This window comes from Viridibacillus arvi (assembly GCF_001274945.1).
In the GTDB taxonomy this organism is placed as follows: Bacteria; Bacillota; Bacilli; order Bacillales_A; family Planococcaceae; genus Viridibacillus; species Viridibacillus arvi.
On the sequence record NZ_LILB01000001.1, the window covers coordinates 1,378,529 to 1,391,810 of the forward strand.

The 13,282-nt window shown below is 36.9% G+C and carries 13 protein-coding genes; 2 read left to right on the forward strand and 11 right to left on the reverse strand.

Translation table 11 applies throughout. The annotated features are described in order from the left end of the window. Positions 1 to 100: 100 nt before the first annotated feature. The 10 genes from recN to AMD00_RS06550 form a co-directional block, all read right to left on the reverse strand. Positions 101 to 1,801, reverse strand: coding sequence for a DNA repair protein RecN (gene recN / locus AMD00_RS06505; protein WP_053416233.1), 1,701 nt, complete (start codon positions 1,799 to 1,801; stop codon positions 101 to 103). A 16-nt stretch (positions 1,802 to 1,817) separates the two neighbouring features. Further along, positions 1,818 to 2,267, reverse strand: a complete 450-nt coding sequence (gene ahrC, locus AMD00_RS06510; protein ID WP_053416234.1) for a transcriptional regulator AhrC/ArgR — start codon at positions 2,265 to 2,267, stop codon at positions 1,818 to 1,820. 102 nt (positions 2,268 to 2,369) lie between these two features. Continuing rightward, a complete protein-coding gene (locus AMD00_RS06515; protein WP_053416235.1) occupies positions 2,370 to 3,191 on the reverse strand; it encodes a TlyA family RNA methyltransferase in 822 nt (273 codons plus the stop codon). Further along, positions 3,191 to 5,098, reverse strand: coding sequence for a 1-deoxy-D-xylulose-5-phosphate synthase (gene dxs / locus AMD00_RS06520; protein WP_053416236.1), 1,908 nt, complete (start codon positions 5,096 to 5,098; stop codon positions 3,191 to 3,193). The genes AMD00_RS06515 and dxs overlap by 1 nt, the downstream gene beginning before the upstream one ends. Positions 5,099 to 5,189: 91 nt before the next feature. Then, the gene (locus tag AMD00_RS06525; RefSeq protein WP_053416237.1) at positions 5,190 to 6,074 is read right to left on the reverse strand and encodes a polyprenyl synthetase family protein; all 885 of its coding nucleotides are present in this window, start codon (positions 6,072 to 6,074) and stop codon (positions 5,190 to 5,192) included. Next, entirely contained in the window at positions 6,071 to 6,313 is a 243-nt protein-coding gene (locus AMD00_RS06530) for an exodeoxyribonuclease VII small subunit (RefSeq protein WP_053416238.1), read from the reverse strand. Before AMD00_RS06530 ends, AMD00_RS06525 begins: the two co-directional genes overlap by 4 nt. Further along, positions 6,313 to 7,671 carry an exodeoxyribonuclease VII large subunit gene (gene xseA, locus AMD00_RS06535; RefSeq protein ID WP_053416239.1) on the reverse strand — a complete coding sequence of 453 codons (1,359 nt, stop codon included), beginning with the start codon at positions 7,669 to 7,671 and terminating at the stop codon, positions 6,313 to 6,315. Before xseA ends, AMD00_RS06530 begins: the two co-directional genes overlap by 1 nt. Before the next feature lie 109 nt (positions 7,672 to 7,780). Continuing rightward, positions 7,781 to 8,641 (reverse strand): bifunctional methylenetetrahydrofolate dehydrogenase/methenyltetrahydrofolate cyclohydrolase FolD, encoded by an 861-nt coding sequence (folD, locus tag AMD00_RS06540; protein WP_053416240.1) that lies wholly within the window; start codon positions 8,639 to 8,641, stop codon positions 7,781 to 7,783. Positions 8,642 to 8,676: 35 nt separating this feature from the next. Further along, the gene (gene nusB / locus AMD00_RS06545) at positions 8,677 to 9,054 is read right to left on the reverse strand and encodes a transcription antitermination factor NusB (RefSeq protein ID WP_038184952.1); all 378 of its coding nucleotides are present in this window, start codon (positions 9,052 to 9,054) and stop codon (positions 8,677 to 8,679) included. Positions 9,055 to 9,335: 281 nt separating this feature from the next. Beyond that, positions 9,336 to 10,274, reverse strand: a complete 939-nt coding sequence (locus tag AMD00_RS06550) for a Gfo/Idh/MocA family protein (protein ID WP_053416241.1) — start codon at positions 10,272 to 10,274, stop codon at positions 9,336 to 9,338. Positions 10,275 to 10,507: 233 nt separating this feature from the next. Here AMD00_RS06550 and AMD00_RS06555 point away from each other — a divergent pair, with 233 nt between their 5' ends. After that, positions 10,508 to 10,777 carry an alpha/beta-type small acid-soluble spore protein gene (locus AMD00_RS06555; RefSeq protein ID WP_053416242.1) on the forward strand — a complete coding sequence of 90 codons (270 nt, stop codon included), beginning with the start codon at positions 10,508 to 10,510 and terminating at the stop codon, positions 10,775 to 10,777. 327 nt (positions 10,778 to 11,104) lie between these two features. Further along, a complete protein-coding gene (locus AMD00_RS06560; RefSeq protein ID WP_053416243.1) occupies positions 11,105 to 12,295 on the forward strand; it encodes an MFS transporter in 1,191 nt (396 codons plus the stop codon). A gap of 664 nt (positions 12,296 to 12,959) precedes the next feature. Here AMD00_RS06560 and AMD00_RS06565 read toward each other — a convergent pair. Then, positions 12,960 to 13,235, reverse strand: a complete 276-nt coding sequence (locus AMD00_RS06565; RefSeq protein ID WP_053416244.1) for a hypothetical protein — start codon at positions 13,233 to 13,235, stop codon at positions 12,960 to 12,962. Positions 13,236 to 13,282: the final 47 nt, after the last annotated feature.

Below are 13,282 nucleotides of genomic sequence, written 5' to 3' on the forward strand. Positions count from 1 at the left end.
TGATTGGAGAAGGTGGAAGGTTTTACATTGAAGTTTTTTTAAAAACAATACATACGTAAAAAACTGCCCGCCCAATTGGTTGGGACAGACAGTTTCCTAATTAAATGGTCATTGCTTTTTTACGGCCATTAGCTATTTCTACCAATTCTTTTGCATGTTGGAATGTTAAATCCGTCACTTCTGCGCCAGACATCATTCGGCTAATTTCATCGATTCGAGCATTATCAAATATTTCAGTTAGTGATGTCACTGTTCGATGCGCCTCTTCTTGTTTCTTAATATAATAATGATGATCAGCCATCGCTGCAACTTGTGGTAAGTGTGAAATACATAGTACTTGTGAATGCATTGAAATAGCTGAAATCTTTTCAGCTATTGCCTGAGCAACACGTCCGCTAACGCCTGTATCAACTTCATCAAAAATAATTGAGGTAATACCATTTGTTGAAGAGAAAATGGTTTTTAAGGCTAGCATCATACGGGATAATTCCCCACCAGATGCAATTTTCGTTAAAGGCTTCGGTGGTTCACCAACATTGGTTGCAATATAGAATACAATTCGATCTAACCCATTATGATCGAATTGATCTGCAGCAAGAGGTTCAAAATGTACACTAAAGTCTGCTTTTTCCATATATAACGCTCTTAGTTGTTGCATAATGGCATCACTTAGTTTACGACCGGCTTTTTTTCTAACTTCAGTTAATTTCTCTGCTGTTAGCAGTAATTTTACTTTCAAGTCATTTAATTGTTGTTCGTTTTTTTGCATATTTTCATCGCGATTGATTAGAGATTCCAGTTCTTCTCCAATTTTTTCACGATAAGTTAGTATGTCCTCAAGTGTAGCACCGTATTTACGCTTCATCGATTGGATTAAAGCTAAACGTTGCTCTACTTCGTTCAAACGCTCTGGGTTGAATTCAAGGTCATCTAATATGTTTTTGATTTGAAATGCCGCTTCTTGTAAAGAATAAAAGGCAGCTGATACATTATCTGAATGCTCTCTAAAATCTTGATCCAATGTAGCAACTTCTTCTAAATCGGTCATAGCTTGCCCAATCCAGTCAAGTCCTCTAGATTCACCCAGAATGGCTTCGTGTGCCGTATTGGATCGTTCATAGATCTTGTTGAAGTTCATCAACCTACGACGTTCTTCAGCTAGTTCTTCTTCTTCTCCTGCTCTAAATTGGCAAGCGTCAATTTCTTTAATTTGAAATGAAAAAAGATCAATTTTTTGGGCTACTTGTTGTTCACCAAGTGAAATTGCAGCAAGTTCCTTTTTCAATTCACGATAAGCTGAGTATTCCGTACTATAACGTTCTTTCAATGGATCAATGTCTGCACCTGCAAACTGATCCAACAAGGAGATATGTCTCTTATCATCCATTAACTCTTGGCTCTCATGCTGGCCGTGAACATCGATTAATGTTGCGCCTATTTCACGCAAAAGAGAAAGTGGAACTAGCTTCCCATTAACACGACAAACACTTTTTCCATTGTCATTTAAATCACGGCGTAAAATAACCATTCCCTCTTCAATTTCAATACCAGCTTCTGCACATTTATGGTAAGCAGCGTGATTTTCAGAAGAAATGGCAAAGAGTCCTTCAAGCTCGGCTTTTTTAGCACCGTGACGGATGAATTCCTGAGAACCTCGACCACCAGCTAATAGCTGTACCGCATCAATAATAATTGATTTTCCGGCACCTGTTTCACCTGTTAAAACCGTTAAACCTTCAACAAAACCTACTGTTAAGTCTTCAATAATTGCAAAATTTTTAATCGATAGTTCTCGTAACAAGACAACTCACCTCGGATTACAACATTTCAAGTAAGCGATTTCTTACTGATTCGCGTTGGGATTCTTCACGACATAAAATCATAATCGTGTCGTCCCCACAAATAGTACCTAATATTTCTGTCCAATCTAAATGGTCCAGTAATGATCCAATTGCATGTGCATTTCCTGGTAAAGTCTTCATCACTAAGAAGTGACTAGCACCATCAATGCTTACAAACGCATCTGCTAACGCACGATGTAGCTTTTGAATTGGATTGAAGCGTTGATCTGCTGGCAAACTGTATTTATAACGACCATCTTGAAGAGGTACTTTGATTAAATGTAATTCTTTAATATCTCTAGAGATTGTCGCTTGCGTTACATGGTATCCTGCTTCTTTTAGTAAATCGACCAAATCATCCTGTGTTTCAATATCATTATTAGCGATCATGTCGCGGATTCGAATATGGCGTTGGCTTTTATTCAATTTTTTTCACCTCTATGAATAATTATGCTCTTCTTTTTATAACCGTAACATCGATTATATAAAATCACAAGAAAAAAACACGACCCAAAAGAATGGGCCGCGTCATTTAAGTTGTTGATGTGCCTCACTCACCAAGGTATTGAAGTCTGTAAATGATTGCAGCTCTTCTCCTTGGTGTGGGTTGTACAGATGGAATAGAAACTCAATATTCCCTTCTCCGCCTGTAATCGGAGAATAGGAAGCATCTTTTACCACAAATCCAACTGATTCAGCGAATGTTGCAATAGATTCTAATACTTCTAAATGTATTTTCGGTTCACGAACGACACCTTTTTTTCCAACTTTGTCTTTCCCTGCTTCAAACTGGGGTTTCACTAGTGCAATAACATCTCCACCAGGTACTAACAACGTTTTTAACACAGGTAAAATCAGTTTTAGAGAGATGAAGGATACATCGATTGTTGCGATTTCAGGTAAACCTTCTCCCAAGTCAGGTGCTGTGACATAACGGAAGTTTGTACGTTCCATAACTGTTACACGTTCGTCTTGGCGGATTTTCCAAGCAAGCTGATTGTAGCCTACATCAAGTGCGTAGCAATGCTTCGCACCATTTTGTAGGGCACAGTCAGTAAATCCACCAGTAGATGAACCGATATCTAACATTAATTTATCTTGTACAGCAACATCAAAAATATCTAATGCTTTTTCTAGTTTTAAGCCTCCACGACTTACATAGCGTAGCTGCGACCCTTTAATAGTAAGTTCAGAGTCAACTGGTATTTTCTCACCCGGTTTATCTAGTCTTACTTCATTTGAATACACTTGCCCTGCCATGATCGTACGTTTTGCTTTTTCACGTGTTTCACAAAGTCCTCTTTCAACAAGAAGAATATCAACACGCTCTTTTTGTATTTTTGTTGTCATTATGCTTTTAAACCCGCTTGCTCTTTATTGTCTTCATTCACTAACTGTTGAATACGTAATACAGTTTCTTCAGCAGTTAAGTTAATTTCTTCAAGTAACTTATCAACACTACCATGTTCAATGAACATATCAGGAATACCAATACGATCAATTTGAGTTGTTGAATAATGATTGTCATTTGCAAATTCTAACACTGCACTACCGAAGCCACCTTGCAATACGCCTTCTTCAATCGTAAGGATTGGCTTTTTACTTCGCATTAAACCATGTAACATTACGTCATCCATTGGTTTGATAAAGCGTGCATTGACAATTTCAACTTGTATGCCTTGATCTGCCAATACTTCAGCGGCTTCTTGTGCCATTGGAATAGTCGTACCGAATGTTAATATTGTTGCATCTTTACCTTCACGAAGTACTTCCCAACTACCGATTGGTAGAGCTTTAAGCTCAGTGTCCATTGGTACTCCTAAGCCATTACCTCGAGGGTAACGAAGAGCGATTGGGCCCTCATTATAGTCAATAGCTGTTTTCACCATGTGTTGGCCTTCATTTTCGTCTTTTGGCATCATAATTACCATGTTCGGCATATGACGTAAAAAGGCAATATCAAAGACACCTTGGTGGGTTTCGCCATCAGCACCTACTAAACCAGCACGGTCAATTCCGATAAACACATTCAAGTTTTGACGACAAATATCATGTAATACTTGGTCATAAGCACGTTGAAGGAATGTCGAGTAAATCGCTAAAAATGGTTTCGTGCCATCTGCTGCCATACCTGCTGCCATAGTAGCTGCATGTTGCTCAGCGATACCAACATCAAACATACGATTAGGGAATTCACTAGCAAAGCCTTCTAATTTTGATCCAACTGGCATTGCAGGTGTAATTGCTACGATTCGTTCATCGACGCGAGCCAATTTACGAACTGTTTCTGCAATTAAGCTAGACCATCCTGGAGCAGTTGTTTTTGGTTTTACAAGATCACCTGTTTCCATTTTATAAGGGCCGGTACCATGCCAAGTTCCAACTGTATCATTTTCAGCCGGCAAATAACCTTTCCCTTTTTTCGTAATAACATGGATTAAAACAGGTCCTTGCATTCTTTTCGCGTTTTGTAATGTTTCTTCTAACGTCTCAAAATTATGACCATCAATTGGGCCAAGGTAAGTGAAACCTAGTTCCTCGAAGAATACACCTGACACAAGTAAATATTTTAAGCTATCTTTTACTCGTTCTGCTGTCGATGCTAATTTACCACCAACTGCAGGGATTTTTTTCAATAGCTGTTCTAACTCATCTTTTGCTTTGTTGTAATTATTCGCTGTACGTAAGCGTCCTAAAACATTATGCAATGCACCTACATTTGGAGCAATTGACATTTCATTATCATTTAAAATAACGATCATGTTTGTTTTTTCATGACCAATATGGTTTAGAGCCTCTAAAGCCATACCGCCTGTTAAAGCACCGTCACCAATAATAGGTACAACAAAGTTTTTATCGCCTTTAATATCTCGTGCTGCTGCCATCCCCATTGCTGCTGAAAGAGATGTTGAGCTATGTCCTGTTTCCCATACATCATGTTCACTTTCAATGCGTTTTGGGAAACCACACAACCCTTTATATTGACGTAGCGTATCGAATTGATCGGCACGGCCAGTTAAAATCTTGTGGACATATGCTTGATGTCCTACATCCCAGATAAACTTATCTTGTGGACTATTAAAAGCTCGATGCAAAGCAATAGTTAATTCAACTACGCCAAGATTCGGTCCAATATGACCACCTGTTACAGATAGCTTTTGGATTAAAAACTTTCGAACATCTTCACTTAAATCTTGAAGTTGTTTCGTATTCAATTCTTTCAAAAAGGATGGACTAGATATTTTGTTTAAATCCATCGCCATCACACACCTTTTCATTTAAATATTCATCGCACAATGTTTCACCTATTATAACAGTGTTAATCAATTGTACAAACTAAAACGGCCATTACTTGTTTCGATGAACAATATAATCAGCTAAGTCTTTTAGTAGACTGCTTTCCGAAGGCAGTTTTTCAAGCGCTTGTATAGCAAGGTTGTAATGATCTTGCAACTTTTCTTTAGCGCCTACTAATGTAAGGAGTGCGGGGTATGTGCTTTTATCGCTAGCAACGTCTTTACCAGCTGTTTTCCCTAATTGTTCTGTTGTACCTTCAATGTCTAAAATATCGTCTTGAATTTGGAAAGCAAGTCCGATATGATGCGCATATTCCACTAAGATTGCACGTTCTGCTTCTGAGGCATTTGCAATTATGGCACCTGACTCAATACTAAAACGAAGAAGGGCTCCTGTTTTGTTGACATGAACTTTTTCTAATTCTGCCAATGTTAATTGTTTAGTTTCGCCTTCGATATCTAGGATTTGACCTCCAACCATACCTTCAGCTCCGGCTGCTTCACTTAATTTATCCACTAATAATAAACGTGATACCGGTGAAATTTGTTGCATTCGAGCAAGGATACCAAATGCTAGTGTATTAAGTGCATCTCCTGCAAGCGTGGCAAATGCATCACCATACACTTTATGGTTTGTTAATTTGCCTCTGCGGTAATCATCATTGTCCATGCTTGGTAGATCGTCATGAATCAGTGAATAAGTATGAATCATTTCAATGACAGCAGCTACCGTAAATCCATCATCATTGCGAACATTGAAATGGTCCATAACTGCAAGCACAAAAAGTGGTCGTACTCTTTTACCGCCTGCGTTTAATGAATACAACATAGATTCTTTTAAAACTGCTGGCGCTTCAATATTCTCAACTAGTTCTTGCATTCGTTTTTCGACTGTTGGAATATTGTTTGCCATAAATTCTTTTAGAAGCTCAGTCATTTACTTTGTCCCTCTTCCCCTGTTGGACTAAAAGGCTTTTCGTTGCCATTGTCATCCATAATCGAGATCAGTTGCTGCTCTGCATTTTGTAATTGATCGTGACAAAACTGGGATAATTTCATCCCTTTTTTATATAAATCTATTGCATCTTCTAAAGGTACTTCACCTTGTTCTAGTTGATGAACGATTTCTTCTAGTTCTTCGATTGATTTTGCAAAAGATTGTTTCTTTTCAGCCATTATTCTTCTCCCCTCGCTTTCATTGTTATGGACGTAATTTCAGCATTCGCCTGACCATCTGGAAAATGAATAGTCAAATTTTGTTTCTCTTCTAATTGTTGTACTGATTTTACTACTTTTCCGTCTTGATAAACGATGCTATATCCACGGTTCATGATTGTTAAAGGATTTAATGCTTCTAGAGTACGAATGATGGATTTAAACGCATCTTGTTGCTTATTGATTGATTGCACTACACTTTTATCAAGCTGTGTGCTTAATCTTGCTACATGTTGCTGTTTATATCTCACTTCTTGAAGAGGTGTATTCATTTGTACACGATTTGCTAATTGTTGCAATGCCGCCTGTTTGTCTTTGATATAATAAGTCATTTGAGCTTGTAACTGTTCATCTGTACGACTTAACTTCTCGACAAACGGACGAAATAGACGGTCTGGATAAGCTATAGGATAGGATTTCTGTAACCGCTCTAATTGACTTCTTTCATGCCGAATGCGCGATTGTGTTAGTTGAAATAGTTGCGATCTACGCGTCAACAAGTGCTTCATTAAATCTTCGCTATTGGGTACAGCTTTTTTCGCTGCGGCTGTAGGAGTAGCTGCCCGCCAATCCGAAACATGATCTGCTATCGTAGTATCTGTCTCATGTCCGACACCACTAATAACAGGTATGTCACTTTCAAAAATAGCTCTAGCAACAATTTCTTCATTGAACGCCCAAAGGTCCTCAATTGAACCTCCACCACGGCCTACAATTAAAACATCGATTTCTTCCATTAGGTTCGCTTGCTGTATTGCTTTTACAATACTAGGAGCTGCTTGTTCTCCTTGCACGAGTGCTGGGAAAATCACAACATCTGCTAGAGCGTAATGTTGTGTAATCGTTGTACAGATGTCTCGTATGGCTGCTCCAGTTGGTGCTGTTACAACACCAATTTTGCGAGGGAATGTTGGTATCGCTTTTTTATGTCTTTCATCAAACAAGCCTTCTTTTAAAAGTTTTGCTTGTAATTGTTCAAAGGCGATATGTAAACTGCCTATTCCATCGGGCTCCATTGATACTGCATATAACTGATAACGGCCACTACCTTCATAGACATTAACATCTCCACGTATAAAAACCTTCATGCCATTTTCAGGGACAAATTTCAATCGATTTGCACTCTTCGCAAACATTACTGCTGCAATTTGTGTTTTTTCATCTTTCAATGTGAAATAGATATGGCCAGAACCTGTATGTTTTTTAACATTTGATAGTTCTCCTTTTACAAATACATCACGTAAATGAGGATCGGCATCAAATTTCTTTTTGATATATTTTGTTAGTGCTTGGACAGATAAATAAGGTGTACTTGTCAAAAGCCTCAGACTCCTTATCCGAACGTTTTAGCAGAAATTTAATTTCATAAAAAAAGCTGTCTTTCATCAGAAAAACAGCTTCTGCGTTACTATTTTACCTGTTTTGAACTCATTTGTCTTGAGTAAACCTTCTTTTCGCTGATTGCAATGTATTAAATAGTAACATTGTAATCGTCATTGGTCCGACACCTTTAGGTACAGGTGTAATTGCTGATACTTTATCAATAACTGAATCAAGATCAACATCGCCGCAAAGTTTATTGTTTTCGTCGCGGTTAATACCTACATCAATTACAACAGCGCCTTCTTTTACATGCTCAGCACCGATCATTTTTGCACGGCCTGTTGCTACTACTAAAATATCAGCTTGTGTTGTCATGGCAGCTAAATTAGGAGTTTTAGAGTGACAATAAGTCACTGTTGCGTCTTTTTGTAATAATAGTTGTCCCATTGGAACACCTACAATATGGCTACGTCCAATGATGACAGCGTGTTTACCTGCAACATCAATATTCGCATATTCTAATAACTTCATCACACCAAAAGGCGTACATGGTAAATATGTTGGTTGACCCAGCATCATTTTCCCTACGCTTTCTGGATGGAAACCATCTACATCCTTCTCAGGAGAAATAGCCGCGATAACGTTTTGTTCATCAATGTGTTTTGGAAGTGGTAATTGTACTAAAATGCCATCAATTGCAGTATCAGCATTTAGTTTGTCAATTTCGCTTAATAATGTTTCTTCTGAAATATCTTCTGATAACTCGATAAGTTCTGAGTAAATACCCATTTGTTCGCATGATTTCTGTTTGTTCGAAACGTATGTTTTAGAAGCAGGATTATCTCCTACTAATATAACTGCTAGTCCTGGTGTAATACCTTGTTCTTTTAAATCATTCACTTCTAGTTGAATAGATTGTCGAATCAAATCTCCAATTTCTTTACCATTAATTAGCTTACCTGACATTATTAATAACACTCCCAAATTTAACTTAGAATTTATTATTTAGCGTATTTTGATAATACGCCATTTACGAAGCGGCTAGATTTCTCATCACCATATGTTTTACTTAACTCAATTGCTTCGTTTAAAACGACATTCTTCGGTGTTTCTGGTGTATATAAAATTTCATAAACCGCTAAACGTAAAATTGTACGTTCAATTTTCGCTAAGCGAGGTAATGACCAATTTTCTAGTTTTTCAACTAATGACTTATCGATTTCTTCCATGTGTAAAACAGTACCTTGTACTATTTGTTCGAAGAATGGCGAACTCTCTTCACCTACGATATGTTCAATTGCTTCTGTAACTGTTAATTCTGTATTTTCTAGTTGAAAAAGTACTTGTATCGCTTTTTCACGCGCTTCTCGTCGCTTCATTTATATAGTTCTCCTTTATACTACTACATTGGGGATATTCTGACATATTACCTCTATAAAACAGGATAAAACGTACAAAACAAACCCGAAATGTGAAGTGTTTCATTAAATATGCATTTAGCATTATCTTATCACATTTTTCGATTCAATTCATCGATTCATTTAACTTTTAAATAGTCAGAAAAAGCATCACTTCATATGAAGTGATGCTTTGCTTAGAGTTTAATAACAAAATATCAATAGAAATTATTAAATACTTTCATTACTTTTCAATCAATTCCCTATTTTAACAACTGATCAATCCACTCTTGCACTTTCAAACCTTCTACAAACGATACAATAAGGGAATCCTTACCGATGATCGAATTATGACACGCGTCCATAAGGCTTTCAGGCTGAGTATCTGCATTAAATAACACTTCTTTTTGATCTGTTTCACTAATCCATAGTTCTGACCAATTGCGGAGCGTTATCACTTTTTTTGTTCCAAAAACCTTAAATTCTAAACGTTCTTCTTGCCCAATCCCTGACAGGCTATTCAAAACAATTGGTATACCACTTTCTGTTTTAGCTAATGCAGACACACCTGTTTCACACAAATCCCTATTTTCTGGATATGTCGTCTCGTGAGAAGTAATCTTAAAATCACCGAATAGATAATGCGTAAGTTGAAAATAATGTGGAAATATCTCTCTTATGAAGCCTCCTTGTTCTCTTGAAGCAATCCACGGATTTTGTTGCCATTTCCTTGGCCAATGTGGAAAGTATGTATGCAATTCAATACGAACAATATCGCCAAGTGAAGCCGTATTTATCGCTTCTTTAAGACTATGTATAGCCGGACTGTACATTAACGGGAAATGCATTGCTGTTTTGACATTTGCTTCAGCTGCAGCTTTTACCATTCTCATGCTATCTTGTGCATCGTGAGCGAGAGGCTTTTCGGAAAGAATATTCAAACCATGTTTAGCTATTTGTTCTGCCAGAGGAGCATGACTTACTGGAGGCGTCCCAATATAAACCCAGTTTGGATTTGATAGAAAAAGCTCGTTTAATGTTTCTGCAACTGGAAGTTGATACTTTTTTGAAACTTCTTCTAGTCTTGTTTTATTTTCATCGAATACAGATACGATTTCGCAATTAGGATGAGCTAAAATTTGATTAATGATTCGCTCCCCTACAACTCCAGTACCAATTAATGCAAAAGTAGTTCTTGACATAACGCACTCTCCTTCTTAGATATATGTATAATTTTTTCTTCCTATTAAAGTCATTATTTTCAGAATGAAAATAATGACTATATAAATAGTTAATCATATTGATAGAATAATGAATAGTCAAAATATTTCTAAATCACTTTTCATTTCCTATAGTTCTAAATCAATATTAAATACCTCAATATGAGTAATGTTTCGCTAACGGGAAAGACTATTCTACAAAGGAGTGATGTAAAGTGGCGAAAAAGAAAATATTAGTTCCTGATGCTCGCGTAGAATTAGACAATTTAAAATCTCGAGTTATGAAAGACATGGGTTATGTTGTAGATAGCAACAATCCTAATAATGTAAAATACGAAATTGCCGATGAGTTAAATATCCCACTGAATAAGGGGTATAACGGAAAACTCACTTCTGAAGAGGCAGGAAAAATAGGTGGACCAATTGGCGGCAATATGGTTAAAGAATTGGTAAGATTGGCCCAAGAACAATTACAAAAAAAATGATATATCTGCTGATCCTTCATTAATAGCTTAGACAAACATCAGCCCCAGGTTAACCACTCAACTAAAGGACCAATGATGTTGTCTAATATACCTTTAAAATAAAGGTTCCAAAGAAAAACAAATTGTTTTTCTTTGGGATTTTTTCATTTGCTCTGTTTAGAGGAGAAATCTAACTCCTGCCGCATTGTTGATTCTGATAATCCATTAACATCTATTTAATAAGAAAGTGTTTTTCTCGCAAAAATATTTTATGGTATGATGTTTAGGTTGCTTATCTACTATGTGACAAATTTACAATTCATCCAAGAGAAGAGGTACTTACGCACCATGCACCACACAAAATTATCAAAGCGACATTGGTTGCTCATCTTAACACTTTCTTTATTAACATTTGTTCTCGGGACAAGCGAATTTGTTATTGTCGGAATCTTAACCGATATTTCCTCGAGTCTTCATATAACAAATGCAAAAGCAGGCACACTCGTTTCTGCGTTTGCAATTACGTTTGCTATCGCCACACCACTAGTAATGTCTGCAACAAGTCATTTTCCAAAGCGTAAATGGATGTTGTTTTTGATAGGGTCTTTCATCGTCCTGAATGCTTTATGTGTAATCTCGACGAGCTACTTCATGCTCCTTGCATTTCGAGTTATGACAGCGATTGTAACAGGAGTATTAATCTCTCTAGCCATGCTTGTTGCAAGTGAAACTATGCCGATTAAAAAACGCGGACTTGCTATATCTTTCGTTTTCGGTGGTTTCACTCTTGCAAATGTCGTTGGAGTGCCAATTGGTATTGTCATCGCCGAATCGTACGGCTGGAATGCCACTTTCTTGTTAACTACTTTCCTAGGTGGATTGGCTTTTTTGGCATCCTTTTTCGTCTTACCTAATAAACTCAGCCAAGTTCGCAGTTCAATACGGGATCAGTTTTCTTTATTGACCAATCCAAGAATTTTGATGGCTTTTTTCATTCCTGCTCTCGGATTTGGCGCAACTTATGCCGTCTATACGTACCTTGTTCCTATCTTGAAGGGAATGGAAGTACCGAATCATTCAATTAGTTTAGTCTTATTTGGGTATGGATTTATCTCGATTTTCAGCAACATCCTTGCCGGCAAAATTGCTAGCAACAATGCAATCGGTCGCCTTCGGTTTGTTTTTCTCGTGCAGGCAGTTGTTCTGACAAGTTTATTTTGGACTACAAATCATTTCATTATAGGATTGGTAAACATTGGATTTATGTCGTTAATGGCTATCCTTTTAACAACATCTACTCAACTTTATTTAATAGATCTTGCCGAAATTTATCAGCCAAAAGCAACAGGACTAGCTGCTTCACTTATGCCAGTGGCAAGTAACGTAGGTATCGCTTTTGGTTCTGCATTAGGCGGAATTGTATACCATCAAGGGAATTTAATGAATGTAACATGGGTCGGTGGGATAGTTGCAGTCAGTGCAAGTCTCCTAACTTTTTTTAGTTATCATTTAGATCAAAAACAAAAGAAATCAGCATAAAAGGGAAGCAACAAACACTTGGCTTGCTTCCTACTATATTTCCAAAAGAACTAAAATACCCCATGCCATAATTTGATATTATAGTGATCCCTTTATATAAAATTGAAAAAAGAAGTATCATGGACATTTAATTGTACTTTGATACTTCTTTTTTAATTACTGCTTACTATGATTTTGTTTCATTCCCAAAGAAGTGGGAGTTTAAATTAAACAATCAAATTAAAAAACCTTATTTTTTATGATACGGCTCGCTGTAACTAATCTAAATGAGTTTTTTTGTATTCTTAATCCCACATCATAATAAAATTCACATTATTATAACTAATAAAATAAGAGATATGCCTTTTAGAAATATCCCTCAGGCAATTGAATCTGGTAGGCTTCCGTTTGTTTAACTGAATTGATGAGATTTCCAATAGATGAGTTAGAAATTGTTTCCACTAGATAAACAAAGCTTATATTCTTAGGGTACACCATTTATTTCAAAAAACATTGGATGTGTGGAAAAACACCCGCATAAAATATGCATATCAAATCACCTCGACTTTTAGAGATGTTGAAGAAAAATAATAATGTATCTACTTAGCAAATTCTTCTTAACCTTCACTCCATAAAAATAACCCTCGTAAGTATTGTTAACCTACGGGGTTATTGTCTTATAATGCTACTCTTTTACATTTTCATCGGCTTCGACCAATTGCTGTCTTATCAGCTCTAACTGATCTTTATTTTGTTCCACTGTATCCATATGCTCATGACGGTGTTCTGCATTTGAGAGTGCATTTTTTGCATGGGATATAGAATTGAAAGCATGCTCAACCGCTATCTCCTCTGGGTGTGACATCGCTTGCTTAACGGCACGATCCGCCTTTTGAACAGAGTTGCTTAACAAAGTACTTGGATGATCCTTTTTCCAACTTGTATCCGAATGCTTAGCCATTGTTCCACATTCCTTTCCATACATATTGTGATCCAATGCTTAGTATT

Excerpts from the sequence above, each read along its gene's own strand:
- AMD00_RS06560 (WP_053416243.1), top strand. The coding sequence starts at position 11,105 with ATGCACCACACAAAATTATCAAAGCGACATTGGTTGCTCATCTTAACA.
- AMD00_RS06530 (WP_053416238.1), bottom strand. The coding sequence starts at position 6,313 with ATGGCTGAAAAGAAACAATCTTTTGCAAAATCAATCGAAGAACTAGAA.
- AMD00_RS06550 (WP_053416241.1), bottom strand. The coding sequence starts at position 10,274 with ATGTCAAGAACTACTTTTGCATTAATTGGTACTGGAGTTGTAGGGGAG.
- dxs (WP_053416236.1), bottom strand. The coding sequence starts at position 5,098 with ATGGATTTAAACAAAATATCTAGTCCATCCTTTTTGAAAGAATTGAAT.
- AMD00_RS06525 (WP_053416237.1), bottom strand. The coding sequence starts at position 6,074 with ATGACTGAGCTTCTAAAAGAATTTATGGCAAACAATATTCCAACAGTC.
- folD (WP_053416240.1), bottom strand. The coding sequence starts at position 8,641 with ATGTCAGGTAAGCTAATTAATGGTAAAGAAATTGGAGATTTGATTCGA.
- AMD00_RS06515 (WP_053416235.1), bottom strand. The coding sequence starts at position 3,191 with ATGACAACAAAAATACAAAAAGAGCGTGTTGATATTCTTCTTGTTGAA.
- AMD00_RS06565 (WP_053416244.1), bottom strand. The coding sequence starts at position 13,235 with ATGGCTAAGCATTCGGATACAAGTTGGAAAAAGGATCATCCAAGTACT.
- nusB (WP_038184952.1), bottom strand. The coding sequence starts at position 9,054 with ATGAAGCGACGAGAAGCGCGTGAAAAAGCGATACAAGTACTTTTTCAA.